This is a genomic window from Microbacterium hominis NBRC 15708 (assembly GCF_001592125.1).
Taxonomy (GTDB): Bacteria; Actinomycetota; Actinomycetes; order Actinomycetales; family Microbacteriaceae; genus Microbacterium; species Microbacterium hominis.
Window position 1 is genome coordinate 55,595 of sequence record NZ_BCWI01000011.1, and the last position, 26,405, is coordinate 81,999.

At 72.6% G+C, this 26,405-nt stretch carries 24 protein-coding genes; 12 read left to right on the forward strand and 12 right to left on the reverse strand.

From position 1 onward, the window contains the following. Positions 1-56: 56 nt before the first annotated feature. Entirely contained in the window at positions 57-1,370 is a 1,314-nt protein-coding gene (locus tag MHO01S_RS09960) for a phosphotransferase (RefSeq protein ID WP_061782240.1), read from the forward strand. Between the two features lie 33 nt (positions 1,371-1,403). Here MHO01S_RS09960 and MHO01S_RS09965 read toward each other — a convergent pair whose 3' ends face one another. Together MHO01S_RS09965 and MHO01S_RS09970 are read right to left on the reverse strand one after the other, a co-directional pair. After that, positions 1,404-4,709 carry an ATP-dependent helicase gene (locus tag MHO01S_RS09965; protein WP_061782254.1) on the reverse strand — a complete coding sequence of 1,102 codons (3,306 nt, stop codon included), beginning with the start codon at positions 4,707-4,709 and terminating at the stop codon, positions 1,404-1,406. Continuing rightward, the gene (locus MHO01S_RS09970; RefSeq protein WP_061782241.1) at positions 4,706-7,930 is read right to left on the reverse strand and encodes an ATP-dependent helicase; all 3,225 of its coding nucleotides are present in this window, start codon (positions 7,928-7,930) and stop codon (positions 4,706-4,708) included. The genes MHO01S_RS09965 and MHO01S_RS09970 overlap by 4 nt, the downstream gene beginning before the upstream one ends. 179 nt (positions 7,931-8,109) lie before the next feature. Here MHO01S_RS09970 and MHO01S_RS09975 point away from each other — a divergent pair, with 179 nt between their 5' ends. Together MHO01S_RS09975 and MHO01S_RS09980 are read left to right on the forward strand one after the other, a co-directional pair. Then, the gene (locus MHO01S_RS09975; protein WP_060960173.1) at positions 8,110-8,334 is read left to right on the forward strand and encodes a DUF3107 domain-containing protein; all 225 of its coding nucleotides are present in this window, start codon (positions 8,110-8,112) and stop codon (positions 8,332-8,334) included. Between the two features lie 17 nt (positions 8,335-8,351). Then, entirely contained in the window at positions 8,352-8,642 is a 291-nt protein-coding gene (locus MHO01S_RS09980) for a hypothetical protein (RefSeq protein WP_060960172.1), read from the forward strand. Positions 8,643-8,658: 16 nt separating this feature from the next. Here MHO01S_RS09980 and MHO01S_RS09985 read toward each other — a convergent pair whose 3' ends face one another. Then, a complete protein-coding gene (locus tag MHO01S_RS09985) occupies positions 8,659-9,375 on the reverse strand; it encodes a ferritin-like fold-containing protein (RefSeq protein ID WP_060960171.1) in 717 nt (238 codons plus the stop codon). A gap of 162 nt (positions 9,376-9,537) precedes the next feature. Between MHO01S_RS09985 and MHO01S_RS09990 the strand changes: the two genes are divergently transcribed. Continuing rightward, positions 9,538-11,061 carry a DEAD/DEAH box helicase gene (locus tag MHO01S_RS09990; protein ID WP_061782242.1) on the forward strand — a complete coding sequence of 508 codons (1,524 nt, stop codon included), beginning with the start codon at positions 9,538-9,540 and terminating at the stop codon, positions 11,059-11,061. A 63-nt stretch (positions 11,062-11,124) separates the two neighbouring features. Here MHO01S_RS09990 and MHO01S_RS09995 read toward each other — a convergent pair whose 3' ends face one another. Both MHO01S_RS09995 and MHO01S_RS10000 read right to left on the reverse strand, forming a co-directional pair. Further along, on the reverse strand, positions 11,125-12,045 hold the full coding sequence (locus MHO01S_RS09995; protein WP_060960169.1) for a DUF817 domain-containing protein: 921 nt from the start codon (positions 12,043-12,045) through the stop codon (positions 11,125-11,127). A gap of 15 nt (positions 12,046-12,060) precedes the next feature. Beyond that, positions 12,061-12,942, reverse strand: coding sequence for a PHP domain-containing protein (locus MHO01S_RS10000; protein WP_060960168.1), 882 nt, complete (start codon positions 12,940-12,942; stop codon positions 12,061-12,063). 109 nt (positions 12,943-13,051) lie between these two features. On the opposite strand from MHO01S_RS10000, the gene MHO01S_RS10005 reads away from it, so the two are divergent. Beyond that, complete coding sequence (locus MHO01S_RS10005) at positions 13,052-14,104, forward strand: endonuclease/exonuclease/phosphatase family protein (protein WP_061782243.1); 1,053 nt, start codon at positions 13,052-13,054, stop codon at positions 14,102-14,104. Positions 14,105-14,127: 23 nt separating this feature from the next. Further along, positions 14,128-15,549, forward strand: a complete 1,422-nt coding sequence (locus MHO01S_RS10010; protein ID WP_060960167.1) for an aminopeptidase P family protein — start codon at positions 14,128-14,130, stop codon at positions 15,547-15,549. Here the strand turns inward: MHO01S_RS10010 and MHO01S_RS10015 are convergent. Together MHO01S_RS10015 and MHO01S_RS10020 are read right to left on the reverse strand one after the other, a co-directional pair. Further along, a complete protein-coding gene (locus MHO01S_RS10015) occupies positions 15,539-16,213 on the reverse strand; it encodes an alpha/beta hydrolase family protein (RefSeq protein WP_061782244.1) in 675 nt (224 codons plus the stop codon). The genes MHO01S_RS10010 and MHO01S_RS10015 overlap by 11 nt on opposite strands. After that, positions 16,213-16,866 carry a YflT domain-containing protein gene (locus tag MHO01S_RS10020; RefSeq protein WP_231735137.1) on the reverse strand — a complete coding sequence of 218 codons (654 nt, stop codon included), beginning with the start codon at positions 16,864-16,866 and terminating at the stop codon, positions 16,213-16,215. The genes MHO01S_RS10015 and MHO01S_RS10020 overlap by 1 nt, the downstream gene beginning before the upstream one ends. Before the next feature lie 73 nt (positions 16,867-16,939). Here MHO01S_RS10020 and MHO01S_RS10025 point away from each other — a divergent pair, with 73 nt between their 5' ends. From MHO01S_RS10025 to MHO01S_RS10035, 3 genes are read left to right on the forward strand one after another with little or no spacing between them, the layout of a single operon-like run. Then, positions 16,940-18,229 carry a magnesium transporter MgtE N-terminal domain-containing protein gene (locus MHO01S_RS10025; RefSeq protein WP_060960164.1) on the forward strand — a complete coding sequence of 430 codons (1,290 nt, stop codon included), beginning with the start codon at positions 16,940-16,942 and terminating at the stop codon, positions 18,227-18,229. Next, positions 18,229-18,780: a DUF1003 domain-containing protein gene (locus tag MHO01S_RS10030; RefSeq protein WP_060960163.1), complete on the forward strand. Its 552-nt coding sequence runs from the start codon at positions 18,229-18,231 to the stop codon at positions 18,778-18,780. Before MHO01S_RS10025 ends, MHO01S_RS10030 begins: the two co-directional genes overlap by 1 nt. Further along, entirely contained in the window at positions 18,777-19,952 is a 1,176-nt protein-coding gene (locus MHO01S_RS10035) for an Mrp/NBP35 family ATP-binding protein (RefSeq protein WP_060960162.1), read from the forward strand. Before MHO01S_RS10030 ends, MHO01S_RS10035 begins: the two co-directional genes overlap by 4 nt. A gap of 12 nt (positions 19,953-19,964) precedes the next feature. Here the strand turns inward: MHO01S_RS10035 and MHO01S_RS10040 are convergent, their stop codons facing one another. Then, on the reverse strand, positions 19,965-20,342 hold the full coding sequence (locus MHO01S_RS10040; RefSeq protein ID WP_060960161.1) for a twin-arginine translocase TatA/TatE family subunit: 378 nt from the start codon (positions 20,340-20,342) through the stop codon (positions 19,965-19,967). 71 nt (positions 20,343-20,413) lie between these two features. Here MHO01S_RS10040 and MHO01S_RS10045 point away from each other — a divergent pair, with 71 nt between their 5' ends. Further along, a complete protein-coding gene (locus MHO01S_RS10045; RefSeq protein ID WP_060960160.1) occupies positions 20,414-21,055 on the forward strand; it encodes an O-methyltransferase in 642 nt (213 codons plus the stop codon). Between the two features lie 72 nt (positions 21,056-21,127). Here MHO01S_RS10045 and MHO01S_RS16330 read toward each other — a convergent pair whose 3' ends face one another. The 3 genes from MHO01S_RS16330 to dapE all read right to left on the reverse strand — a co-directional run bounded on the left by MHO01S_RS16330 (position 21,128) and on the right by dapE (position 23,692). Further along, entirely contained in the window at positions 21,128-21,301 is a 174-nt protein-coding gene (locus MHO01S_RS16330; protein ID WP_082734206.1) for a DUF3117 domain-containing protein, read from the reverse strand. 88 nt (positions 21,302-21,389) lie between these two features. Further along, positions 21,390-22,634, reverse strand: a complete 1,245-nt coding sequence (locus MHO01S_RS10050; protein ID WP_060960159.1) for a hypothetical protein — start codon at positions 22,632-22,634, stop codon at positions 21,390-21,392. Further along, positions 22,616-23,692 carry a succinyl-diaminopimelate desuccinylase gene (dapE, locus tag MHO01S_RS10055; protein ID WP_060960202.1) on the reverse strand — a complete coding sequence of 359 codons (1,077 nt, stop codon included), beginning with the start codon at positions 23,690-23,692 and terminating at the stop codon, positions 22,616-22,618. The genes MHO01S_RS10050 and dapE overlap by 19 nt, the downstream gene beginning before the upstream one ends. A 43-nt stretch (positions 23,693-23,735) precedes the next feature. Here dapE and dapD point away from each other — a divergent pair, with 43 nt between their 5' ends. Next, positions 23,736-24,689, forward strand: a complete 954-nt coding sequence (dapD, locus tag MHO01S_RS10060) for a 2,3,4,5-tetrahydropyridine-2,6-dicarboxylate N-succinyltransferase (protein WP_060960158.1) — start codon at positions 23,736-23,738, stop codon at positions 24,687-24,689. 38 nt (positions 24,690-24,727) lie between these two features. Next, positions 24,728-25,513, forward strand: coding sequence for a polyphosphate kinase 2 (ppk2, locus tag MHO01S_RS10065; protein WP_060960201.1), 786 nt, complete (start codon positions 24,728-24,730; stop codon positions 25,511-25,513). A gap of 85 nt (positions 25,514-25,598) precedes the next feature. On the opposite strand, the gene ddaH is transcribed toward ppk2, so the two are convergent. Beyond that, a complete protein-coding gene (ddaH, locus tag MHO01S_RS10070; protein ID WP_060960157.1) occupies positions 25,599-26,360 on the reverse strand; it encodes a dimethylargininase in 762 nt (253 codons plus the stop codon). Positions 26,361-26,405 lie beyond the last annotated feature (45 nt).

Sequence of the window (26,405 nt, forward strand, 5' to 3'; positions counted from 1 at the left end):
TCCTCGACGGGCGTGGCGCACACGGGGACGGGGCGCGGCACACCTACCCTGGGGGCATGGCACGCTCACCACTCACTCTAGCCGCGTCGGTCACGTCGGCTCTGCCTCGCGTCGCGGTGGTCGGTGTGGCGCCGCTGACCGAGGGCGTCTCCGGCCGGTACGACAGCGCCATCGCCACCCTCGACGACGATCGGCGCGTCGTGGTGCGCGTTCCCGTCAACGACGAGGCCCAGAACGACCTGCTGGCCGAGGCGCGCGCCCTGACCTCTCTGACGGCGGGCGTGCGCGGAGTGCTCCCGTTCGGCGCCCCCGACGTGCTCGGGCAGACGAGCGTCGACGGCCGTGCCGCGCTCGTGCAGTCCCTCCTTCCCGGCTACCGCGTGGATGCCGCACACGTGCCGTCGGGACGCGGCATCGCGACCGCGCTCGCGGCGGCCATCGCGGCCGTGCACGACCTGCCCGTCACGGTGATCCGCGACGCGGGCCTGCCGATGCTCACGTCCGGGCAGGTGCGGGACGAGGCCGAACGACTGCTGGACCGCGCCGAGGCGACCGGACTGCTGCCCTTCGGGCTGCTGCGGCGCTGGAGCACGGCGCTCGGCTCCGACCCGCTCTGGCGGTTCGAGACGACGGTCGTGCTGGGCGGGGTCGACCCGGCATCCTTCGTCTTCGAGGACGACGCCGACGGCGCACCGGTCGTGACCGGGTTGCTGTCGTGGGGCGGGCTGGGCGTCGGCGATCCGGCGATCGACCTCCGCTGGACGGCCTCGGCGCCGGCGGCCCAGGCCGACGTCCTCGACGAGTACGCGCGCCGCTCGCATCGGGCGCCGGACTCGCTGCTCTCCGAGCGCGCCCGTCTGCACGCCGAGCTCGAGTTCGCGAAGTGGCTCGTCCACGGTCACGAGAGTGGCGACCGCACCGTCGTCGGCGACGCCGTGGCCCTGCTCGAGTCGCTGGATGCCAGCGTCCGCGACGAGCCGGTGCGCGCGCGCGACGACGTCACCCTCGACGAGGCCCTCGCCGCGACGCAGCGGGTTCCGGCGGGTGCCGGCGACGCCGCCGACACGTCCATGCAGACCGACAGCTTCGACCCCGACACCCTCGCCGCCTTCCTCGCCGACGAGAACGAGGCCGGCTCGGCGGAGACGAGTCATCTGGAGACCATCCCGATCGAGCTGTCGGAGTGGTCCGCCGCGCCGGCGGCCACCGGCCGCGTGCCGGTTCACACCGCCGATGTCCCCGTGACCGCGCCCGCAGCGCGCGAGGACGACCTCGCCCCCGCCGAAGACGGTGCGCCGGCCAGCGCCGACGACATCGACCGCGACACGGCGGCGCGCAACGCGCTTCGCCGCTGGACCGGGACCGCCTGAGCCCGTCCTGCCCGGCGGCCGTCCCGCCGGCGTTCAGTCGCGCAGGATGAGTCCGTCCGCGACGTAGAAGAGCACGACGTCGATCGACTCCAACGGGACGCCGTGCCGCGCGTGATAGGCGGCGCGGTACAGGCGGAGCTGGACCATACGCTCCTCGCGCTCGGCGGCGGTGCGCGGTGCGCGCCCCGTCTTCCAGTCGACGATCTCGATGCGGTCCCCGCGGCGGTACACGGCGTCGAGCTTGCAGATCACGACGTGCGGGCTGCCGTCGCCCAGCGCGTCCGCCATCGTGACGTCGATCTCGGTCTCGACCTCCAGCGGCTGCAGCCGAGCCCACTCGGAGGCGAGGAAGGCCTCCTGCAGGCGTCGCAGGTCGGCGTCGCTCTCCGATGTCATGCCGACGGCGTCGCCGTGGGCGAGTTCGTCGTCGTCGTGCCAGAGCACGTCGTCCGGCGACGTGCCGTCGCCGACCAGCCCCGAGCGCTGCTCCACCCAGGCATGGAACCTGGTCCCCAGCCGGGACTGACGGTAGGGCCGCTCGGGCAGCGGGCGCGCGAGGGCGGGGGCATCGCCGAGGTAGTCCTTGAAGCGCGACGCCGGGATGCGCACCGGGGCGGGAGGGCGCACGGGATGCTCGCGCGCGTCGCGCTCCGCGAGCAGCAGGGCGAGCTCCCGCGACGGTACGGCGGGCGGATCGGCCGCGGATGCGGCCCGCACCGCGGCGGCCGCCGCCTCGACGACCTCGCGGCGCGCCCCCAGCGGGTCGAGCGGCCACTGCAGCATCCTGCGCCTGCCCTCGAACGGGTTCTCCCCCGCATCCTCCGGCACCTCCAGCGCCGCGCCCAGGGCATCGGCGATCTCCCGGAGGAACGGGCTGGGCTTGCGCGCCGACCGGGTTCCCGACCAGCTCGACCCCGTCAACAGCAGATGATCGCGGGCGCGGGTGACCGCCACATACGCGAGTCGGCGTTCCTCCTCGAGCTGGCGGGCACGACCGGCGTCGACGAACGAGGCGAGCGCGGCGGCGAGGTCCTGCTGGGTCGGCGCCTGATCCGCCCGCCAGCGCAGCTCGGGGAGCCACTCGGCGTCACCGCGGAACTCGTAGGGCAGCACGCCGAAGCCGAGCCAGCCGCGCGTGTCCTTCGGCCGCGTGGGCAGCTCGTCCTCCACCAGGCGGACGACGGCCACGGCATCCCATTCGAGTCCCTTCGACCCGTGGATCGTGAGCAGCTGCACCACGTCGTCCTCCGGGGGCTCCGTGCGCGGCGCGAACTCGTCGAGCCGCTCGGCGTGGTCGAGCCACGCCAGAAGGCTCGGCAGCGACCCGCGCTCGTCCGTCGCGAGGAAGCCGTGCAGCTCGTCGACGAACGCGCGCAGCTGATCGCTCGCCACCCGCGCGGGACCGCGGGCCTCGTTCGCGGCGAGTTCGATGTCCAGGCGCAGTTCCAGCTCGATCATGCGCACCAGTTCGGGAATCGGCAGGGCGGCCTGCCGCCGCAGCCCGGCGAAGACGGCCGCCGCGTCGCGCAGCCGCTCACGGGCCGGAGGGGTGATGTCGGCGAGCCACCCGTGATCGGGTCCGTGGCGCAGGAAGAAGTCCACCGCGTCGACGAGTGAGCCCTGCTCGTCGCCGGCGGATGCGCGCATCCGCTCGACGACCTCGGGGGCCAGCGGCTGCAGCGCCGCGTCGTGTCGCGCGATGCGGCGCGACAGCTCCGCCAGCGCCCGCAGGTCGGCGACGCCGATCCTCCACCGCGGACCGGCGAGCAGACGGATGAGCGCCGATCCGGCGCGCGGGTCGCTGATCACACGGAGCGCGGACACGACGTCCACGACCTCCGGAGTCGACAGCAGTCCCCCGAGTCCCAGGATCCGATGCGGGATGCCGCGGCGCCCGAGCGCGTCGGCGAAGTGGACCATGTGCATCTTGCTGCGGAGCAGCACCGCCCCCGTCGTGGGGCGCCCCTCGCCCTCGCGTTCGCGGCGCACCCGTGTGAACCACTCCGCGACCCGGTCGGCTTCGGCGTCGATGTCGCCGTCGAGATGCACCTCGACATGGCCCCGCTCGGCGCCGGGGCGTGGCCGCAGCGGCGCGACCGGCACCGGAACGCGCTCGGCGAGAGGGGCCAGCACGGCGCCGGCGGCGGTCAGCACGTCGACGCTGTTGCGCCAGCTGGTCATCAGCGAGTACATGCCGGCATCGTCGTCGGTGCTGAAGGCGCTCGCGAACCCGCCCAGGTTGCCGGCGCTCGCACCGCGCCAGCCGTAGATCGACTGATGCGGGTCGCCGACGGCCATCACGGCGGCATCCCGGAAGACCGCCGCCAGCAGCTGCGTCTGCACCACCGACGTGTCCTGGTACTCGTCGAGCAGGATGACGCGGTAGCGCTCGCGCAGTTCGGCCCCCACGACCGGATGCGCGTCGACGATGTCGCACGCGCCCGCCACCTGATCCGAGAAGTCGATGACACCCAGCCGGCGTTTGCGCCGCCCGTATTCGCGGGCCAGGTCGACGAGCACCTCCAGCCCACTCACCGCCGTGGCGGCCTTCGCCACATCGGCGTAGACCGTGACCCGCGCGGACGTGGACGGACGCTGCAGGACGTCCGCGAACCGGGCGGGGAAGAGGGCGAGCTCGTCGAGATCGACCCGATTGTCCGCCGCATCGCGGGCGATGCGCAGCGCGCCGTCGACGATCGATCGCAGAGCCTCCTCGCGGCCCTCCAGGCGCACGTCGTCGGCGTCGAGGACGACGCGGCGCATCAGTAGCCACGCCGCCGACTCGCTGAGCACGGCGGCTTCGGCGTCGCGCCCGAGCCGCACGGCGTGCTCGCGGACGATCGCGTCGGCGAAGCTGTTGTAGGTGGCGACGGTGGGCCGATCGAGCAGACTGTCCGCCCCCTCGTCCGCCGGGACGGGGACCGCGCCGGATGCCGCGGCGAGCTCCGCCAGCAGATCGTGGCGCCTCCCCTCGGGCGCTCCGGAGCGTTCCAGCTCGCCGAGCGCATCCAGGCGTCCCGCGGCGTGCAGGGCGTCGAGGTGCGGGACCAGTCCCCGCCGCTCGAACTCGGCGAGCCGATGCAGCCGGCGGTGGATGCGCTCGGCCAGCTCGCCGGCGGCCTTGCGGGTGAAGGTGAGACCCAGGACCGCGTCGCGGGAGACGAGGCCGTTGGCGACCAGCCAGACGACGCGTCCCGCCATCGTCTCGGTCTTGCCGCTGCCCGCTCCCGCGACGACGAGAGCCGGCGCCAGGGGCGCGGCGATCACGCGCGCCTGCTCGGGTGTGGGCGGGAACTGACCGAGGGCGGCGGCGAGGGCGGCGGGGCTGACCGATGTCACGAGGCGCTCACCGCGCCGACCGTGTGGATGCGACACAGGCCGTACGAGTAGTCGTCGCGGCAGTGCTCCTCGTAGGGCGCGGAGAACGCCGTGCCGCTCATGATCTCGACGGCGGCGCGCACGCGACCGAGGAAGGCGTCGCGGGCCTGGTCGTCCATGGGAGGCTGGCGCGGTTCGACGTAGTCCTTCGTCGCGGCGGTGGGCCGGAGCACGAGCAGCTTGGCGCCACCCGAGACGAGGCCCCGCGCCTCGGGAATGGCGCCGGCGTCCAGCGCGAGCTGATAGGCGGCGAGCTGCGGGTTGTCCACGACCTTCGCGTCGGTCTGCGGCTCGCGCTTGCCGGTCTTGAGGTCCACGATCACGACCTCGTCGGCCGCCGTGCGCTCGACGCGGTCGATGTAGCCGCTGACGACGGCGCCGTGCGGACCCGGCGGGTCGAGGGCGACGGCCACCTCGAAATGCGGCTCGGCGCCGATGAGGGTGCCGCCGGCCGCATCGAAGCGTCGCAGGTAGACCGCCAATCGCCGCACGAGCTCGCGCGCCCTCGCCCGCTCGGCGCGATCGCGCCACGCCGACTCGAACTCCAGCTCGCCCCAGCGCGCGTCGACGACCGCCCACAGGGCCTCCTCGTCGCTGCCCTCGGCGTGCTCCATCGCGGCATGCACGAGCGTGCCCAGACCGGCCACTGCGCCGCCGGTGTCGGCACCGAGATCCGACAGCAGCCAGTTGAGCTGGCACTCCTCGAGCGTCTGCAGCCGCGACGGCGAGACCCGCACGTCCTCCTGTGTCAGATCGCGAAGGGGCGCCGACGACGTCGAGGGGGCGATCCCGTACCACTGCTCCGGTGCCGCTCCGGGAACCCCCGCCGCGGCGAGGGCGGCGAGTTGGGAGGCCGCGTACTCCCGCGACGACGACCGATCGCCGCGGATGCCGTGCCCCCCGGCGGCGCCCTCCGTGAGCGTGCGGCGGTGCTGCGCGACGAGCCCGCGCAGCGTCAGCGGGTGTTCGGCCGACCATGCCGCCGTCTGCCGCGGCGGCAGGAGCTCGAACAGCGCGCTGGGGCCGGTGTCGTCGTCGTCGACGGCCGTGACGACCAGCCGTCGCCGGGCGCGCGAGCAGGCCCGGGCGAACAGACGGAGCTCGTCGTGGAGGACGGTTCGGCGCCGATCGAGCGCGCCGACGCCGACCTCGCCACGATCGCTGAGCGTCGCGCCCGCGAGACGCCAGGTCTGCAGGAGTCCCCCGCGCGCACGCAGATTGGGCCAGATCCCGTCCTGCACCCCCGCGACGACGACGGTGTCGAACTCCGCCCCGAGGGAGCCGGCCGGCGTCAGGATGCTGACGGCATCCACGACGGCGCCGTCGCCGAGACGGTCCTCCGCGACGTCGGAGTCGAGCACACCGCGCAGGAAGGCGGCCGGCGAGGTGCCGTCGGCGCGCTCGCCGTGGCGCTTGGCGGCCTGGAAGAGCGCGACGACGGCGTCGAGCTCGCGCCCGGCCTGGGCCGCGAGGGGTCCGGAGCCGGACGCAGCGGCCGCCCACGTCCGCTCGACGCCGAGGCCGTCCCACCCCGACCAGAGCAGTTCGTGCGCCGTCGGACTGTCGGCGCCCCCCGTGCGCACGAGCTCCCACTGCGCGCGCACGGCCGCCAGCGTCGTCGCGATCCGCTCGGCGCGGCGGCCCTCCCGCGTGTCGAGGAGGGCGAACGCGACCGGATGGGCGAGCGCCGACACCAGGAGCTCGCCGCTGGTCGGCTCGGGCGCGTCGCTCGGATCATCGTCGCCCGATCGGGCCGCCAGAGCGCTGTGGCGCAGCGCCGTGCGCAGCCGCCGGATCTCGATGGGATCCATGCCGCCGGCCCGCAGCGCATCGATCGCGTCGTCGAGGCTCCATCCGCTCGGATCGACGTCGGCCAGCAGGACGACGCGCAGCAGGTCCGCGACTGCGCGCGCCTGCGCGAGCGGACGCTGGCCGTTGGTGCGCGTGGGCACCTCACGGGCGGCCAGCTCCGCCTCCAGGGTCGCGACCTGCCGGCTGTCGTGCGCGATCACGGCGCACTGCGCCCAGGGCACGCCGTCGTGCACATGCCGCTCACGGAGCAGGCGGGCGATGACGTCGTGCTCCTCCGCGGTCGACCGCGCCGTCAGGGCACGGACGCTGTCGTCGTCACCCTCCACGGGGGCCGCGGCGGGCGGGCGCCGGTGCGCCACGACGCCCGCGGCGCCGATGCGCCCGGTGATGCCCGCGACGAGTCGGCGCTGCCCGGCGGTGCCGCGGTGGACCTCGGTGAGGACGTGGAGGGGCGAGCGCGCGGCGAGGCGCGCGAAGTTCTCGGGGCTGGCCCCGCGGAACGTGCCCGACCCGACATCGGGATCGCCGAACGCCAGGACCGCGATCCCCCGCGCCCGGCAAGCCTCGAGCAGCTCGACCCCGCCCAGGGTGAGCTCCTGCGCATCGTCGACGACGATGACGCGAAGCCGTTCCACCGCCGCCACGCCCGGCGAGCCCGCGGGCAGGGTGCGGACCAGTCCGAGGGCCTCCCGGACGAGGCCGGCGGCATCGCGATGCGCATGACGCATGCCGTCGCGGGCATCGAGGTACTCCTGCGCGAAGGATGCCGCGGCCCGCCACTCCGCGACATCGTCGCGCGCGCCCAGGTCGGCGAGTCGGGCCGGCGACACCCCGAGCTGCGCGCACTCGGCCAGCAGCGCGCGGACTTCGGCGCGGAACGCGCGGGTCGCGCGCACCGGTGCGGGCAGCGAGGCGGGCCAGCGGATCAGGCCCTCGCGTTCGTCGGCGGCGTCGCCGTCGAGGAGGTCGGCGATCAGCTGATCCTCGTCGGGCCCGGTGAGGAGCTGCGGGGTCTCGGCGCCGGAGTGGACGGCGTGCGCGCGCACGATCTGGTAGGCGAAGGCGACCACCGAGCGGGCGAGCGCGCCGCGGGTCGGGATGCCGACGGCGAGAGCGAGCCGGTCGCGCAGAGCCGTCGCCGAGGTGCGCGACGGCGTCAGCACGACGATCTCCTCGGGCACCAGGACAGGCTCCCCACCGTCGCCGGCGCCCTGCCCGGTGACCTCATCACGCCCGCGCAGCAGCGCGGCCACGCGCGCGATCGCCGTGGACGTCTTGCCCGACCCGGGCGCGCCGACGACCACACCGGACGCCGCGGGAGGAAGGTCGATGACGGCGCGCTGCGCGGCATCCCACGTCACACCATCCATGCTCTTCACGGTAGCCGGAAGCGCCGACACAGCCGTTCGCGCACAGCGAGCGCCGCGGGGCCCGAACGGCGATCCGCGCCCCGCGGCGGTGTCGTAGAGTCGACATGCGGCCGGCGCACCGGCCCGCCCCGCATCGCCCTCGGCGGCCGGGTCACGACGAGAAGTGAGGCACAGTCACCGTGGAGATCCGCATCGGCATCGCGAACACCCCCCGAGAGCTCAGCTTCGAGTCGGCCCTGTCGGCGGAGGCCGTGACGACCACCGTCCAGAAGGCGCTCGCGTCGGACGAGTCGTTCGTCACCTTCACGGACGTCAAGGGCAACACCTACATCGTCCCCACCGCGGGCATCACCTTCATCGAGGTCGGGACCGAGGAGTCCCGCCGCGTCGGCTTCGTCGCCTGATCGCGAGTCCCCGCACCGTGGACATCCTCCTCGCCTTCATCTTCGGCGGCGCCTACGGCGGCGTGCTCCATTACCTGATGCCCGGGCGCACCTCGCGGGGTGCGGCGCTGGCGCCGGTGCTGGGCGCGCTGTTGGGTGGCTTCGTCTGGATGGTCATGACCTGGGCGGGTCTGACGACGCTGAGCCCCTGGCTGTGGATCGTCTCGCTCGCCGTCCCCGTCATCGTCGTCCCGGCCGTGCTGGCGGTGCTGACGCGTCGGCGTGCCACGCACGACGCACGCGAACGTCTGCGCCTCAAGATCTCCTGAGCCCGGCTCCGGGCCGCTACGCGTCGAGGCCCATCGCGGCCATACGACGAGAATGCGCGCCGAGCAGGTCGGTGAACACCGGCTCGACCTTGCGTTCCTCCGCAGCGTCGAGGGTCTGCGGCCGCAGCGCGCCGCGCGCGATGAGCAGCGTGTCGCCGACGAGTCGTCGCCCCCAGAGGGCGAGCAGCGACTTCCACTGCTCGTCGGCGGCGATCGCATCCGCGAGGATGCCCGCCAGCGCCTGCCGGTCGTCGTCGGCACGCAGCACGTCGGCGACGCGGCGTCCCGTCGAGCCGTAGCTCGACGACAGTGCGAGGTAGAAGTCGTCCAGCATCCCCGCGGTGATGTGCACCGACAGCATCGTCTGCAGATGCCGGGCGCCGTGGGTCGCCCGGCGGAAGGCGTCGAGGGGCTCGCGGAAGGGCAGCATGAGATCGAGCGGGTCGTCGCCGCGGTCGCGGATGATCGTCAGGAGGGCGCGGTGCTTCTGCAGCGCCGCACCGGCCGCCACGGAGATCGACTCCTTCTGGGTGAGCTCCGGCGTGGGGGCGATCAGTTCGCTGAGGGTCTCGAAGTACCCGAGCTGCAGGTAGGCGGCCTGCCCGAGGAACGTGTCGACGTCGGGCGCGAGCTCCTCGAAGTCCACGCGTCGGACGTCTCCGAAGTCGCCGCGCGAACGCACGCGGAGCGTGCGCGCCACGGTGCGCTCCCGCTGCCAGGGCCAGGTCACCACGTCCCCAGCCTAGAGGTCGCGGCGCCGCTTCCGAGGGACGCGGCGCCCGCTCCGCTAGGCTGGTCTGGTCCCGGCGACGGATCGGGACCCCCGCGCCTGCGGATGAGTAGAAGGCGTGGACCTCCTCACCGGCGGCTTCTCACCGCCAGACAGGCACGTATCGTGACGACATTCGCTGAGCTCGGAATCGACCCCGACATCGTGGAGGCGCTCGCCTCCAAGGGCATCGTGGACGCCTTCCCCATCCAGGAGCAGACCATCCCCCTGGGGCTGCCCGGCCAGGACATCATCGGCCAGGCCAAGACGGGCACGGGCAAGACCTTCGGCTTCGGCATCCCCGTCGTCCAGCGCCTCGGACTCGACCCGGCTCCGGGCGTGCAGGCGCTCATCGTCGTTCCCACGCGCGAGCTCGCCGTCCAGGTCTACGAGGACATGGACATGCTCACGCAGAACCGTTCCACGAGCGTCGTCGCGATCTACGGCGGCAAGGCCTACGAGGGGCAGATCGACCAGCTGAAGGCCGGCGCGCAGATCGTCGTGGGCACCCCCGGCCGCCTCATCGACCTCAACAACCAGCGACTGCTCGACCTGTCGGGCGCGGTGGAGGTCGTGCTCGACGAGGCGGACAAGATGCTCGACCTCGGCTTCCTGGCCGACATCGAGAAGATCTTCCAGAAGGTGGCGCCGGTGCGCCACACCCAGCTGTTCTCGGCCACCATGCCGGGACCGATCGTGGCCCTCGCCCGTCGGTTCATGAGCAACCCGATCCACATCCGTGCCACCGATCCCGACGAGGGTCTGACGCAGGCGAACATCAAGCACCTCGTCTACCGGGCGCACTCGCTCGACAAGGACGAGGTCATCGCGCGCATCCTGCAGGCCGAGGGTCGCGGCAAGACCGTCGTGTTCACGCGCACCAAGCGCGCCGCCCAGAAGCTCGTCGACGAGCTGAACGACCGCGGCTTCAACGCCGGAGCCGTCCACGGCGACATGAGCCAGGAGGCGCGCGAGCGCTCGATGGCCGCCTTCAAGGCAGGCAAGAAGGACGTGCTCATCGCGACCGACGTCGCCGCGCGCGGCATCGACGTCGACGACGTGACCCACGTCATCAACCACACCATCCCTGACGACGAGAAGACCTACCTGCACCGCGCCGGCCGCACCGGCCGCGCGGGCAAGACCGGCATCGCCGTCACGTTCGTCGACTGGGACGACCTCCACAAGTGGGCGCTGATCAACCGCGCGCTCGAGTTCGGTCAGCCCGAGCCGGTCGAGACCTACTCGTCGAGTCCCCACCTCTACACCGACCTCGACATCCCCGCCGGGACCAAGGGCCGCCTCGCGAAGGCGCCGAAGACCGAGACGGTGCGCACGCAGCGCCCCGCCCCGGAGCGCGCCACGGATGCCGCGGCGGAAGGATCCGCCGAGGCCGGCACCCGCCGTCGCCGTCGGCGCCGTTCGGGATCGTCCGTGGTCGGCGCGACGTTCGCCGAGGGCGCGTCGGAGAGCACGGATGCCGCCGCCGTCTCGACCGTGGACGCCCCTCGCTCGGCCGACGGTGCCGGCACGCACGACGGCGCCGGCACGGAGCACCACGACGGCAAGCCCGCGCCCGCGCGCCGCCGCCGCCGTCGGCGTGGTTCCGGGGGTGGCGCTCCCGCTACGCCCCCCGTCGCCGGAGCCTGATTCGGCCCCGCCCGGCCGCCTCCGACACCGGGTTGGATGTCGGAGGTCGCCGATAGCGTCGGGTCATGAAGGTCGTCGACGGTCACTCCTCCCCGGGCTCTTCCGCGACTTCCGCGACTTCCGCGACCCCGGCGTCGCCGACGGTGGTCGGGGCGGGTACACCCACGTGACCATCACGACCGACACGATCATCAGCAGGAACCACGACACGAGCTTGGTGAGCGACACCGGGTGCCATCCGTCGAGCTGGTCGGGGTAGAGCCACGCCCCGGCCCAGGTCGCGATGTTCTCGGCGAGGTAGATGAACAGGGCGACCCCGGCGTAGGCCGCGAGCAGCGGCAGCCGGAGCGTCCGCCGCCAGATGCGCGCGTGCATCACCGTCGGCAGCCACAGCGCGGCGACGGCCAGCAGGAGCAGCCAGCGCAGGTCCCAGACGTAGTGGTGCGAGAAGAAGTTGACGTAGATCAGCGCCGCGACGACCGTGGTCGCCCACCGACGCGGGTAGCGCACGAAGCTGAGGTCGAAGAGGCGGTAGACCCGCACCATGTACGAGCCGACGGCCGCGTACATGAAGCCGCTGAACAGGGGCACGCCCCCGAGGCGCAGCACGCCCTCGGCGGCGTACGACCACGAGCCGACGTCCGTCTTGAACAACTCCATCCCGGTGCCGGTGATGTGGAACAGCACGATCACCCACAGCTCGCGCCCCGTCTCGAGGCGCCCCACCAGCATCCCGATCTGGATGAGCACGGCGGCGATCGTCAGCGCATCGTTGCGGGCGAGCGCCGCGTCGTCGGGCCACCACAACCGGGCCGCGACGATGACCGCGAGAAGCGCGGCGCCGAAGACGCACGCCCACGCCTGCTTGACCACGAACACCGCCGCCTCGACGAGAAAGGCACGGATGCCGCTCTCCGGAGCACCGCGCAGCAGCCGGTGGGCCGCGGCGTCGATCCGCCGTTCGAGGGGGGTGGGTTGCTGCATCCGGAATACGCGACGTCAGGGGAAGACGGGGTCGCTCCCGCGGGCGGCGGCGATGATGCGCGCGACCACGTCGTCGTCTGTGGTGAACTCCCCCGGCTGGTTGGGCTTTCCCAGCCCGTGGTAGTCGCTCGATCCCGTCACGAGCAGATTTCGGCGCTGCGCGAGCTCCCGCAGTGCGCCGAGCGCCGGTTCCCGGTTCTCGCGGTGACCGAGCTCGAAGCCGGCCAGGCCGGCCGCGAGCATCCGGTCCATGAGCGGCTCGGGCAGGAGCCCGCCGCGCCCCGCGGGGTGCGCGATCACGGGGACACCACCGGCATCCACCACCGTCGCGACCGCGGTCACGGGGTCGGGGGCGTAGAGGTCGACGTAGTAGTCGCTGCCCGGATGCAGGATGCCGGCGAAGGCCTCACCGCGGTCGCGCACGTAGCCGCGCGCGACGAGCGCGTCGGCCAGGTGCGGACGCCCCACGGTGGCCCCCACGGCCGTCTGGGCGACGATGTCGTCCCAGGTCAGCTCGTAGTCGCGGCCGATGCGCTCCGCCATCGTCTGCGCCCGCGTCAGGCGCGAGTGGCGGATGCGGTCGGTGAGGGCGCGCAGGCCGGGGTGCTCGGGGTCGAACAGGTAGGCCAGCACATGGATGCTGCGCCACTCGTGCCGTGCCGACAGCTCCATGCCGGGGAGGAACGTCATCCCGAGCGAGCCGGCCGCCTCGGCCGCCTCGGTCCAGCCGGAGGTCGTGTCGTGATCGGTCAGCGCCACGGTATGCAGTCCGGCGGCGTGCGCGGCGGCCATCACCCGGGCCGGCGGCTCCGTGCCGTCGGAGTGGTCCGAGTGCAGGTGGAGGTCGCTCGGCCCGCGGAAGCGGAGCGCCCGATGCTCCCCCTGCGACACGACCATGCCACGAGCGTACCGTCGGCGCGGACACGAGGCCGGGACGAGGCGGCGCGTAGCCAGAGTCGAGGCGACGGTCCGGGAACTCTCAGGGGCACTGTCGTAGAGTCCTGACGTGCTGCGCCTGTTCGGAATCCTGATCACCGTGGCCGCGGCGATCGCCGCGGCCGTCGTCACCTGGCCGCAGTTCTTCCGCCTCGAGCAGACCTTCCCGTTCGCGCAGATCGTCTCCCTGCGCGGGGTCGTCGTCATCGTCTTCGGCGTCGTCTTCGTGCTCGGGCTGCTGCTGGCCCTCGCGCGGCCGCTGCGGGCGTTCGCCGGGACGATCGCGATCATCGCCCTCGTCGCCGGCCTCGTGAACGGCGGCATCCTGCTGTCGCGGGGCCTCGGGTCGGGCACGCTCCCCGAGCCCACCGACACGTCCATCCGCGTGATGACCTGGAACACGGCCGGCGCCGCGACCGACGCGCAGCTGATCGCCCAGACGGCCGTCGCGATGCGCGCCGACATCGTGGCCCTCCCCGAGACGACGATCGAGACGGGCGAGGCGGTCGCCATCGCGATGCGCGAGATGGGCTCGCCCATGTGGGCCCACCACGAGAATTACGGGGAGCGTCCCGGCTACCCCGACTGGGCCGCCAACTCGACGACGCTGCTCATCTCGCCCACGCTCGGCGACTACGCCGTCGTCGCGTCCACCTCCGACGGCGCGACCAACACCTCCGCGGTGCCCAGCGTGGTGGCGATGCCGGTCGACGGCAGCGGGCCGACGATCGTCGCCGTGCACGCGGTCGCTCCGCGCCAGGACCGCATGGAGGACTGGCGGGGCGACCTGGAGTGGGTCGCGAACCAGTGCGCCAGCGACGACGTGATCATGGCGGGCGACTTCAATGCGACGGTCGATCACATGGCGCGACTGGGCGTCGACGGGGGCGACCTCGGACGCTGCACGGATGCCGCGGCGCAGACCGGCTCGGGCGGGGTCGGCACCTGGTCGACGGCGTGGCCCGCCCTCCTCGGCACGCCGATCGATCACATCATGGCGACCGACCGCTGGGAGGCGACCGGATCGGTCGTGCTCGGCTCCCTCGACGCGAGCGGCAGCGACCACCGCCCCCTGATCGTGCAATACGACGTGCGCGACGCCACACAGCCCGCCGACGGGTGAGCGGAGGTGCGAGACTGGAGGGCATGAGCACGAGCGAGAGCGCCACGACCGACACCGCCGTCACCTCCACCGAGAACACCAACCGCAAGCAGCCGTTCCCGCGGGGCTTCCTCGAGACGATCTCGACCGGGTGGGCGGATCGCCCCGACCTCACTCCCCCGCCGCGCGAGCAGGCGCCCTACACCGCCGCACGCCGCGCGGCCGTGTCCGCCGCGTTCCCCGGGCGCCGCCTCGTGCTGCCCGCCGGCACCTACAAGCAGCGGTCGAACGACACCGACTACCCGTTCCGCGCCCATTCGGCCTTCACGCACCTGACCGGCTGGGCGAGCGACAGCGTGCCCGAGTCGGTGCTCGTCTTCGACCCGCGGGCCGGTGGCTCGGGCCACGATGTCACCCTCTACCTGCGCGAGCGCGCCGACCGCACCACCTCGGAGTTCTACGGCGATGCGACGATCGGCGAGTTCTGGATCGGGCCGCGGCCGGCGCTGGACGGCGTCGCGAGCGACCTCGGCATCGCGACCGCCCACATCGACGCGTTCGCGCCCGGGGAGGGCGACCTCGTCCTGGACGAGGACGACGAGCTGACCCGCTTCGTGTCCGAGCTGAGACTCATCAAGGACGAGTACGAGATCGCCCAGCTGCGCCTCGCGGTGGAGGTGACCGCCCGCGGATTCGACGACATCGTCGCCGACCTGCCGCGCATCATCGCCACGCCGCGCGGAGAGCGCGCCGTCGAGGGCGTGTTCCACCACCGCGCACGCGTCGACGGCAACGGCGAGGGCTACGACACGATCGCCGCGTCCGGCCCGCACGCCTGCTACCTGCACTGGACGCGCAACGACGGCGCCGTCGTGCCCGGCGATCTCATCCTCATCGACGCCGGCGTCGAGGTCGACAGCCTCTACACGGCCGACATCACGCGCACGCTTCCCGTGAACGGCACCTTCTCCCCCATCCAGCGCACGATCTACGAGACCGTCCGTGAAGCCGCCGACGCCGCCTTCGCGGCCGCCCGACCCGGCGTGAAGTTCCGCGCGGTGCACGAGGCCGCGATGCGCGTGATCGCCGCCCGCGTCGCCGAATGGGGTCTTCTTCCCGTCACCGCCGAGGAAGCCCTCGACGCCGACGCCGGTGGGCAGCACCGCCGCTACATGGTGCACGGCACGAGCCACCACCTCGGTCTCGACGTGCACGACTGCGCGCAGGCACGCCGCGAGATGTACTACGACGGCGTGCTCGAGCCGGGGATGGTGTTCACCATCGAACCGGGCCTGTACTTCCAGATCGACGACCTCACCGTTCCGGAGGAGTACCGCGGCATCGGCGTGCGCATCGAGGACGACGTCCTCATGACGGCGGACGGCCCCGTGAACCTCTCGGCCGCGATCCCGCGCACGGCGGACGAGGTCGAGGCCTGGATCGCGGGACGCACCGTCACGAGCTGATCGCGGCATCCCGCGCCTGCGCGCGCAGCCACGGCACCACCGACGCCGCGAGGCCGGCGCCCACCTCGGCGGCCGGACGTCGGCGTCCCTTCACCTCGAAGGAGTGCCCGCCGCCGTCGACCCACACGACCGAGGCGTCGCGGCACGTCGCGACGACCTCCTCGAACTGCGCCCGCGGCTGGATGAACGGGTCGACCGTCCCCTCGACGAACAGCTGCGGCGCCGCGACGGACGGCAGGTGCGCCGCCCGCAGCTTCTCCGGGGCGCCCGGCGGATGCAGCGGGTAGCCGAGGTAGACGAGTCCGGCGGGCGAGATCACGCCGTCGGCGGCCGCCATCGACGCCATGCGCCCGCCGTAGGACTTTCCCGCCGCGAACAGCGGGACCCCGGCGACCGCCGCGCCGGCGGCGGCGACGGCCGCGGTCCACGCGGCGACGGCATGAGCGGCCGGTCCCGGCATCCGCCGCCCCGCCTGCGCATACGGGAACGCGAAGCGGAGGACGCCGACCCCCTCCGCGGCCAGCGCATCGGCGAACCCCACCAAGAACGGATGGTCCATGCCCGCGCCCGCGCCGTGGGCCAGGGCCATGACCGCCCAAGGGCTCTCCGCCGCCGACAGCGCGGTCGAGACGGTGACGACGCCCGCGGGCAGCGCGACCTCCATCACCGCTCCGCGGCGGCCGACCCCGTGTCGCGGTCCTCGTCGGAGGGGGGTGCGTCCGGCGCGGCGGCCGGACGGCCCTCGCCGTCGATGCGCTCGCCGTACTGCGGCGGATCGATCCGTTCTCCGTACTGGGGAGGTGCGGCCGGCCCGGGTACGGGCGCGGCCGGCGAGGGGTGCACGGGTTGCGCCGGCGCGGGCGCGACCGTCCGGCCCACGACCTCACGCGCACGATGGATGCTGCGTGGCAGCACGGTGACCTCGTACCGGTCGGCGAGCACCTGCGTGACGGAGGTGTAGTCGCGACGGCGGCGCACGATCGAGTAGGTGACGATGCTCATCAGCATCCCGAGGGCGATGCCGACGAGCATGACGCCCACGAAGAGCTGGATCGCGGCGTTCGGCGTGCCCAGCACGAAGATCGCGGAGAAGAGGAGACCGAGCAGGATGCCGTTGATGGCGCCCGATCGCGCGGCGGCGGCGTAGCCGAGGCGGCCGGTGACGGTCTCCACCGATCGCAGGCCATGGCCGACGATCGCGATGTCGCGCGCCGGGATGTCTGCTTCGACGAGCTGCGAGACGGCCTTCTGCGCGGCGGGATACGTCGCGTAGTCGGCGATCTTCTCGCCCTGCTCCTGGGGGATTCCGCCCAACATGCTCACCCGACCATCTTGTCATGCGCACGCTGCGCGTCGGCCTCGCGGAGGGCGCGCGGACTACGCTGGTCGAGTGAGTACGCAGAGGGTTTTCGTGGCACGGCTGGTGGGCTGCACCGTCTTCGACCCCGCGGGCGATCGTCTCGGCAAGGTCCGGGACGTCGTCGTCATCTACCGAAAAGACGACCCGCCGCGTGTCGTGGGGCTCGTCGTCGAGATCCCCGGGCGCCGGCACGTCTTCCTCTCGATCGGACGCGTCACCTCGATCCAGTCCGGACAGGTGATCACGACGGGCCTCATCAACGTGCGCCGCTTCCAGCAGCGCGGCGGCGAGGTGCGCGTGATGAGCGAGATGCTCGGGCGCAAGGTGTACTTCACCGACGGCTCCGGCCACGCCGTCATCGAAGACGCGGCGATCGAGCGCAACCGCCTCGGCGAGTGGGACATCGGGCAGCTCTTCCTGCGCAAGCCCCGGACGAGCGCCTCCCCGTTCGCGAAGGGTCCGACGACCTTCGCCAACTGGGGCGACGTCCGCGAGCAGGCCGTGCCCGGCGAAGCGCAGTCCGCCGAGCAGCTCGTCGCGACGTTCTCGGAGCTCAAGCCCGCCGACCTCGCCAACACGCTCCTCGACCTTCCCGAGGAACGGCTGCTCGAGGTCGCCGAGGAGTTGTCTGACGACCGTCTCGCGGACGCGCTGGAGGAGATGCCGGAGGACGAGCAGGTCCACATCCTCGAGGCGCTCGGCGATGAGCGCGCCGCGGACATCCTCGATCAGATGGAGCCGGACGACGCCGCCGACGTCCTCGCGCAGCTGCCCGAGGACCAGCGCGAGGAGCTCCTCGAGCTGATGGAGCCCGAGGAGGCGGAAGACGTCCGCGCCCTGCTCAAGTACGGGCCCGACACCGCCGGCGGTCTGATGACGAGCGAGCCGATCGTGCTGTCGGCCGATGCGACCGTGGCCGAGGCGCTCGCGCTCATCCGCCGCCACGAGCTGCACCCCGCCCTCGCGGCGGCCGTCTTCGTCACCCTCCCGCCGTACGAGACACCGACCGGCCGGCTGCTGGGAACCGTCCATTTCCAGCGGATGCTGCGCTATCCTCCGCACGAACGGCTCGGCGCCATCATCGACGACACGCTCGATCCCGTGCCGGTGACCGCCTCCGCCGCCGAGGTCGCGCGCCTGCTCGCGAGCTACAACCTCGTCTCCCTGCCGGTGGTCGACCCGGCGCATCGGCTCGTCGGCGCCGTGAGCGTCGACGACGTGCTCGACTACCTGCTGCCGGAGGACTGGCGTTCCCATGACGGCACCGACGATCCGCTCGTCGTCCCCGCCACCACCGCGACGATCCCGAGGAGGCCCTGATGGCCAAGGCGAAAGACCGCCGCATCCCCTCGCTGGACGCGCCGCGCGGGCGCGCCGGCATGCTCAACCGCACGCCCCAGCCCTCGCGCGACCGGTTCGGCCGCTTCTCGGAGGCGTTCGCGCGGGCGATGGGCACCTCCGGCTTCCTCATCGGGATGTCGGTGTTCGTCATCGTGTGGCTGTGGTGGAACTCGGTGATGCCGCGCGACATCCAGTTCGACGCGGCGGAGAACAACTTCACGCTGCTGACGCTCATCCTGTCGCTGCAGGCCTCCTACGCGGCCCCGCTGATCCTTCTCGCGCAGAACCGGCAGGACGACCGCGACCGCGTCCAGATCGAGCAGGACCGCCAGCGCGCCGAGCGCAATCTCGCCGACACGGAGTACCTGGCGCGCGAGGTCGTCGCGTTGCGGATGGCTATGACGGACGTCTCGGAGCACGTGGTCACCCGCGACGTGCTGCGTCATGAGCTCAAGGCGCTGCTCGAGTCGCTCGAGGAGTCGCGCGAGACGTCGCCGTCGACCCCGGGCACGGCCCCCGAGCCCTCATGACGGCGCCGCAGGCGCACGACGATCCGGACGCGCTCCGCCGCGACGCCGTGCAGCGCGCGGTCGGGGCGGTCATGGACCCCGAGCTGCGCCGTCCGCTCTCGGAGCTCGACATGGTGCGAGATGTCCGTGTCGTCGGCGACCGCGCCGACGTCGGGATCGCGCTGACGATCGTCGGCTGCCCCGCCGCCGACCGGATCGAGCGCGAGGTGCGATCCGCCGCGGCGAGCGTGCCGGGCATCGCGACCGTCGAGATCGCGGTCGGGGTCATGACGCCCGCGGAGCGCCAGGAGCTCACGGCGCGCCTGCGCGGAGGCCGCGCGGCGCGCAGCATGCCGTTCGGCCCCGACTCGCTGACCCGCGTCATCGCGGTCACCAGCGGCAAGGGCGGCGTGGGAAAGTCGAGTCTCACGGCGAACCTCGCCGTCGGCCTGGCCGCCCGCGGTCTCGCCGTCGGTCTCATCGATGCGGACGTGCACGGCTTCTCGATCCCGGCGCTGCTGGGTCTCGTGGATGCCGAGGGTCGCCCGCCCGCGCCGACCCGGATCGACGACCTCATGCTCCCGCCGGTGGCCTTCGGCGTGAAGGCCATCTCCATCGGGATGTTCCTGCCGCGCGACCAACCGGTCTCGGCGGCGGTCGCGTGGCGCGGGCCGATGCTCCATCGCACCGTGCAGCAGTTCCTCACCGACGTCTACTTCGGCGACCTCGACATCCTCCTCATCGACATGCCCCCGGGAACGGGAGACGTGGCCATCTCGGTTGGCCAGCTGCTCCCCCACGCCGACGTCCTCGTCGTCACGACGCCGCAGACCGCCGCCTCCGACGTCGCGGTGCGCAGCGGACTCGTCGCGGCGCAGACCGGGCAGCGCGTCATCGGTGTCGTCGAGAACATGGCCGCGATGACGCTCCCCGACGGCAGCGTGCTCGACCTGTTCGGCGCCGGCGGCGGCGCGGCGGTCGCGGCATCCCTGTCGAGTGCCGGACACGACGTGCCGCTGCTCGCCTCCGTTCCGCTGAGCGTGGGGCTGCGCCGCGGCGGCGACGAGGGCGTGCCGATCGTGGTCGCCGATCCGGACGATCCTGCCGCGCGGGCCATCACGGCGGTGGCCGACGCTCTGGCGCGCGCTCCGCGAGGCCTCGCCGGCAGATCGTTGCCGCTCACCCTGCGCTGAGCGGCCGGCCGGTCAGGTGGCCTCGTCGTCGTAGGGGACGTCGAGCTCGGGATCGAAGGCGGGGGTGAGCGGCGTCGGCGAGGTGGCGGCGATCGCCGTGCCGACGGCGGCCGCGCGGACGGCGGGCACCGGAGCGTCGTCGAGGAGCGCGTCGCGGATGATGCGGCGCGGGTCGTACTGGCGGGGATCGAGCTTGCGCCACTCGACGTCGTCGAAGTCCTCGCCCAGCTCGTCCTTGACGCGCGTCTTCGCACCGCTCAGCCACTCGCGGGCGCGCACGGTCAGCTTGGCGAGCGTCTCGGCGTAATGCGGCAGCCGCTCGGGTCCGACCAGGAGGGCGGCCACGATCAGGATCAGGACGAGCTTGTCCCAGTCGAGGCCGAAGAACATGACTCCAGGTTACCCGTGCGCCTGCCCGCCGCGACGCGACCGGCACCGTACGCTGGGGGCGGAGGATGAACATGGCCGATCAGGACGCGATCCGCAGGTACGTCGACGAGATCACCGTCGAACCCGAGGCGATCGAGCGCGCCCGTGCACACGCGCTCGAGCTCGGCGCCGATCCGATCAGCCCCGCCGTCGGCGCGCAGATCGCCGTCATCGCCGCCACGACCGCCGCCCTCAACATCGTCGAGATCGGCACGGGGGCCGGCGTCTCCGGCCTCTGGCTGCTGCACGGCGCCCCCCGGGCGACGCTGACGACGATCGACAAGGAGCCGGAGCATCTCGCCGCCGCCCGCGTCGCCTTCGCGGATGCGAAGGTCCCGCCGGCACGCGCGCGCTTCATCGCCGGACGGGCGACGGAGGTCCTCCCCCGCATGAACGAGGCGTCCTACGACATCGTGCTCGTGGATGCCGATCCGGAAGGCGTCATCGACCACGTCGAGCACGGCCTGCGCCTCGTGCGGGCCGGGGGCACCGTGCTGATCCCGCGCGTGCTCGCCGGCGGAGCGGTCGCCGACCCCGTGCGTCGCGACCCGGTGACGACCGCGTTCCGCACCCTCATCCAGGAGACCCAGTCCTCCCCCGCCGTGCTGGGCGCGCTGTCGATCGTGGGCGAGGGGCTCCTGCAGCTGACGACCGTCGCCGCCGACGCGCGCTGAGCGCGCGGTCCGGCACCGGGGGACGGGAAAGGGTCGGTCCGAAGACCGACCCTTCTCTCGTATCGGAGGAACTCAGGCCGCGCCGACCACGCCGCCGAGCACGCCGTGCAGTTCCTTGGCCTCTTCGTCATTGACCGAGACGACGAGTCGACCGCCGCCCTCGAGGGGAACGCGCACGATGATCAGGCGCCCCTCCTTCACGGCCTCCATCGGTCCGTCACCGGTTCGCGGCTTCATGGCTGCCATCGCGGGCTCCTTTTCGTCATCGGACTACCTGTCAAGTTTATCGGTAAGCCGAGACAGTGGCCGAACGCGGCGTGCCGCGGCGTCATTCTCACGGGATCTGTGTGTACGTGTTCCCGAGCGCGAGCATCTGATAGATCCACCACCACTGGCCGACGAGACCGAGCAGCAGCATCCCCGCGCGCCAGAGCCGGTGCGGCGGCAGCGCCAGCGCACCGTAGAGCGGCGCGAGCGGCAGGAGCAGTCGGAAGATGCTCGACTGCGGGAAGAACACGAGCAGCAGGTACAGCAGATACGCGCCGGACCACAGCCGCACCTCGACGCCCAGACGGCGCACGTGCGGCTCGAACAGCAGCAGCGCCGCGACGGCCACGACCGCCACGACGAGTGCGATGTAGCCGAGCACCTCGGGCAGGCCCCACAGCCGGAACCACAGGGCCGCCGCCTGGACGAACCCGTCGAAGGGGACGAAGCCGCCCTCGCCGATCCAGCCGCGCCGCCACGACAGCTCCGTCTCCATGTACGCACTCGGGTCACCGGTGACGACGCCGGCGATGAACTGCCAGGAGAAGCCGACCGCGACGGCGAGAAGACCCAGCAGCACGATGTGCACGACCTCGACGGCGGCGAGCGGGTCGGTGCGCCGCCGCACCCACCGGTACACCCCGTAGGCGCCCAGCAGGAGGGCGAACGCGAGCACCCCCGGGCGGGTGTAGCCCATCGCCGGGATCAGCAGGTACAGCCATCCGAACCGCCGCAGCTGCAGGCACCGCAGAGCCAGGAACAGCCAGAGCAGGAAGAGCGACTCGGCATAGCCCATCTGAAAGAGGGCCGCCAGCGGGGATGCCGCCAGCAGCGCGACCGCCCACAGCGCCGCCGCCGCGTCGATCCGTGCGCGGAGCAGGTGGAAGAGCACCAGGCAGGCGAGGTAGCCGGCGACGATCGCGAGGACGACGGCGGCGAGCGGGTAGTTGCCGCCCAGCACGACCGACAGGGCGCGCGTGAGCGCGGGGTACAGCGGCATGAACGCCCACGCGTTCTGCATGACGTGCCCGGTCCCGTCGACCGGGAGCTGATCGGGATAGCCCGCCGTGCCGACGACCCAGTACCACTGGGCGTCCCACCCCATCGACAGCGTGCCGATGTTCGCGTCGGACCCGAACCGCGAGGTCGGACCCGACAGCTCCGCCGCGATCGCCAGGAACACCGTCGTCACGACCCGCGCGGCGACGTACACCACGGCCACCGCCAGAGCGGGCCGGAGCCTGCCGAGACGGTCGACGGGCGACCATCCGCGCGCCGGCACCCCGGCGTCGGTCAGGGCGCGCTCAGCCACGCGCGCAGCCCACGTTCGACGTCCTCGATCTGCGCGTAGGAGACACGCTCCTCGTCATGGTGCGCGAGACTCGGATCGCCCGGGCCGTAGTTGACGGCCGGCACGCCCAGCGCCGCGAAGCGCGCCACGTCGGTCCAGCCGTACTTGGGCCGGGCCTCGGCGCCGACGGCCGCCAGGAACTCCTGAGCGAGCGGCGCATCCAGCCCGGGCCGCGCGCCGGCGGCGGCATCGACGATCTCGACGTCGAAGCCCTCCAGCACGCGGCGCACGTGCGCCTCCGCATCCGCGACGCTCCGGCTCGGGGCGAAGCGAAAGTTCACCTCGACCTCGCACAGGTCGGGGATGACGTTGCCCGCGACGCCGCCCGAGATGCGGACGGCGTTGAGCCCTTCGCGGTACACGAGCCCGTCGACCGCGATCTCCCGCGGACGGTACTCGGCGAGGCGCGCGAGGATCGGCGCCGCACGGTGGATGGCGTTCTCCCCCATCCACGCGCGGGCGCTGTGGGCGCGCACCCCGTGGGTGCGGGCGATGGCGCGGAGCGTGCCGTTGCAGCCGCCCTCCACCTGGCCGTTGGACGGCTCGCCCAGGATGGCGAAGTCGGCGGCGAAGAGATCGGGGCGGGTGCGGGCGAGACGGGTGAGGCCGTTGCGGTCGGAATCGACCTCCTCGTTGTCGTACCAGAGCCACGTGATGTCCACGCGCGGCGCGATCAGCTCGGCGGCGAGTTTGAGCTGCACCGCGGTGCCGCCCTTCATGTCCACCGTGCCGCGGCCCCAGAGATGGGGCCGCCCGTCGACCTCGATGTCGCGGGTCGGCAGGTTGGCGTTGATCGGCACGGTGTCGATGTGCCCGGCGATCGCGACCCGACGGTCGCGTCCGAGATCGGTGCGCGCGACGATCGTGTCGCCGTCGCGATACACCTCCAGGTGCGCGAGGGGCGAGATCGCCGCGAAGATGGCGTCGGCGAGCGTGGCCTCGTCGCCGGAGACGCTCGGGATGTCGCAGATCGTGCGCGTGAGGTCGACGGACGAGGCGGACAGATCGAGCACGGGCATGGGCCGAGTCTATCGAGGCCCGCCGCTTCGATAGCCTGGACGCATGAGTGAGCAGCGGACGGTATGGGGCATCGGCCTGGCGACGACGAGCGGCGACGGGACGGTGCTGGACACCTGGTTCCCGGAGGTGCGCCTCGGCGCTCCCACCGACGCCGACGTCGCTGCGGCCGCCGCGACGTGGGGTTCCTTCGCCGAGCCCGACGAGCGCCGCGCGGTCGAGGTCGAGCTCGTCACCGTCGCGGTGGACCTCGATGCGGCGCCCGCCTCGACGCCCGATGCGTACCTGCGCCTGCACGCGCTCTCGCACCGCGTCGTCGCGCCCAACGACCTCAACCTCGACGGCATCTTCGGGCACCTGCCGATCGTCGCGTGGACCACCGCGGGTCCCATGCATCCGGGCGATGCGGCGCGGCTCCGGCCGGCCCTGCAGCGCGCCGGCATCCAGGTGCACGGCCTCGACAAGTTCCCGCGCCTGCTCGACTACGTCACGCCGCCGGGCGTGCGCATCGCGGACGCCTCCCGGGTGCGCCTGGGCGCGTACCTCTCCCCCGGCACCACGGTCATGCACGAGGGATTCGTCAACTTCAACGCCGGCACCCTCGGCGCGTCCATGGTGGAGGGCCGCATCTCGCAGGGCGTCGTCGTGGGCGACGGCTCGGACATCGGCGGCGGCGCGTCGATCATGGGCACCCTGTCCGGCGGCGGGACCCACCGGGTGTCCATCGGCGCGCGGACGCTCCTGGGCGCCAACGCGGGCATCGGCATCTCCCTCGGCGACGACTGCATCGTCGAGGCCGGCCTCTATGTGACGGCGGGCACCAAGATCGTGCTCTCGAACGAGGCGCCGCTGCACGACGGGTCGCGCCCGGTCGTCAAGGGCGGGCAGCTGTCGGGGCAGAACAGCCTGCTCTTCCGGCGGAACTCGCTCACGGGCGCCGTCGAGGCCGTGCGCCGCGAGGGCGTGGGGGTCACCCTCAACGAGGCGCTGCACGCCTGAGAGCCGGCGGCGGCTACGATCTGGTCATGAGCGACCGGATGCCGAAGAAGCCGTACGAACGCGAACTGAAGCGGCTGCAGGCGCAGCTGGTCGACATGCAGGCGTGGGTCCAGTCCACCGGCGCGCGCATCGTCGTCATCTTCGAGGGGCGTGACGCGGCCGGCAAGGGATCCACGATCAGTCGCGTCTCCCAATACCTCAATCCGCGCGTCACCCGCGTGGTCGCCCTGCCGACGCCGACCGAGCGCGAGAAGTCTGAGTGGTACTTCCAGCGCTACATCGCCCACCTCCCGGCCGCCGGCGAGATCGTCCTGATGGACCGCTCCTGGTACAACCGCGCGGGCGTCGAGCACGTGATGGGGTACTGCACCAACGCCGAATACCATCGCTTCCTGCACCAGGTGCCGATCTTCGAGCGGATGCTGGTGGAAGACGGCATCCTGCTGAAGAAGTACTGGTTCAGCGTCTCCGACGTGGAGCAGGAGAAGCGGTTCCGCTCGCGCAACGACGACCCGATGCGACGGTGGAAGCTCTCGCCCAACGACGTCCTGTCCATCACGAAGTGGGAGGACTACTCGCGCGCGAAGGACACGATGTTCGTCCACACCGACATCCCCGAGTCGCCGTGGTTCGAGGTCGACAACGAGGACAAGCGCCGCGGACGGATCAACATGATCCACCACCTGCTGACGCAGATCCCCTACGAGGACGTCGAGCGGGCTCCCATCGACATCCCGCCGCGCCCCGCCTCCGGCGGCTATGAGCGGCCCCCGCGCGAACTGCAGAACTACGTGCCGGATTACGCCGCGACGATCGCGCACTGACCCGCGTCGCAGAATCGGAGTTCGACGACAGCATCGGATGCCGCGGCTCGCGCCGACCGCATCCGTTGCGCGGCTCCGATTCCGTTCAGTCGCGGATGCGGACCGAGAGGCAGGTCACGCAGCCCTCGAGCTTCTCGAACTCGGTGATCGGCGTCGCGACCACCGTCAGCCCGCGCGCGACGTAGCGCTCGGCGGTCTCCGGGGCGTCCGCCGACATCAGCACCTCCGTCGGACCGAGCACGACCACCGCCGTGCCGTGCTCCTCCGGCACCGCCTCGAAGACGGGGAACGCCGACGGATCGTCGACGAGCGGCTCGTACCCCACCACCGTGCCGTCGGGCAGCGCCGTGACACCGCTCTTGAGGTGCAGCACGCGCTCGACCGGCACCGCGACCACCGTCCACCCGCGCGGGGCGAGCAGCGCGGTCAGCTGGGCGATGCCGTCCGCGTTCGTGCGGGCGGACGCGCCGACGTACACGGTCCGGCCGACCTTCAGGACGTCACCGCCGTCGAGGGTGCCCGGCGCGACGATCTCGGCCGTCTGCAGTCCGGTGTCCGCCAGGGCATCCCGCACCGACGCCGCCTCACCGCGGCGCGACGGCGCGCCGGCCCGGCACAGCACCGCGAGGTCGTCGAAGACGACCACGGCATCCTCGACGAAGACCCCGTCGGGCTGGTCGTCCGCGGGTGCGATCTCCTGGATCTGCCAACCGCGCGAACGGAAGACGTCGACGTACGCCTCCCACTGCCGCTGGGCGAGGTCGGCGTCGACCGACGTGCGACCGATGTGCGTGACCTCGCCGTCGGCGAGGCGGGGCGAGGGACGGCGGACCAGCAGACGCGACATGGCTCGACCCTAGTGGATCCCGCCGAGGCGTCCGCCGGATGCCGC

Excerpts from the sequence above, each read along its gene's own strand:
- MHO01S_RS10045 (WP_060960160.1), top strand. The coding sequence starts at position 20,414 with ATGGCCGATCAGGACGCGATCCGCAGGTACGTCGACGAGATCACCGTC.
- MHO01S_RS09960 (WP_061782240.1), top strand. The coding sequence starts at position 57 with ATGGCACGCTCACCACTCACTCTAGCCGCGTCGGTCACGTCGGCTCTG.
- ddaH (WP_060960157.1), bottom strand. The coding sequence starts at position 26,360 with ATGTCGCGTCTGCTGGTCCGCCGTCCCTCGCCCCGCCTCGCCGACGGC.
- MHO01S_RS16330 (WP_082734206.1), bottom strand. The coding sequence starts at position 21,301 with ATGGCAGCCATGAAGCCGCGAACCGGTGACGGACCGATGGAGGCCGTG.
- MHO01S_RS09995 (WP_060960169.1), bottom strand. The coding sequence starts at position 12,045 with ATGCAGCAACCCACCCCCCTCGAACGGCGGATCGACGCCGCGGCCCAC.
- MHO01S_RS10000 (WP_060960168.1), bottom strand. The coding sequence starts at position 12,942 with ATGGTCGTGTCGCAGGGGGAGCATCGGGCGCTCCGCTTCCGCGGGCCG.
- MHO01S_RS09970 (WP_061782241.1), bottom strand. The coding sequence starts at position 7,930 with ATGGATGGTGTGACGTGGGATGCCGCGCAGCGCGCCGTCATCGACCTT.
- MHO01S_RS10020 (WP_231735137.1), bottom strand. The coding sequence starts at position 16,866 with ATGTTGGGCGGAATCCCCCAGGAGCAGGGCGAGAAGATCGCCGACTAC.
- MHO01S_RS10015 (WP_061782244.1), bottom strand. The coding sequence starts at position 16,213 with ATGGAGGTCGCGCTGCCCGCGGGCGTCGTCACCGTCTCGACCGCGCTG.
- dapE (WP_060960202.1), bottom strand. The coding sequence starts at position 23,692 with ATGCCCGTGCTCGATCTGTCCGCCTCGTCCGTCGACCTCACGCGCACG.
- dapD (WP_060960158.1), top strand. The coding sequence starts at position 23,736 with ATGAGTGAGCAGCGGACGGTATGGGGCATCGGCCTGGCGACGACGAGC.
- MHO01S_RS10030 (WP_060960163.1), top strand. The coding sequence starts at position 18,229 with ATGGCCAAGGCGAAAGACCGCCGCATCCCCTCGCTGGACGCGCCGCGC.
- MHO01S_RS10035 (WP_060960162.1), top strand. The coding sequence starts at position 18,777 with ATGACGGCGCCGCAGGCGCACGACGATCCGGACGCGCTCCGCCGCGAC.
- MHO01S_RS10040 (WP_060960161.1), bottom strand. The coding sequence starts at position 20,342 with ATGTTCTTCGGCCTCGACTGGGACAAGCTCGTCCTGATCCTGATCGTG.
- MHO01S_RS10010 (WP_060960167.1), top strand. The coding sequence starts at position 14,128 with ATGAGCACGAGCGAGAGCGCCACGACCGACACCGCCGTCACCTCCACC.
- ppk2 (WP_060960201.1), top strand. The coding sequence starts at position 24,728 with ATGCCGAAGAAGCCGTACGAACGCGAACTGAAGCGGCTGCAGGCGCAG.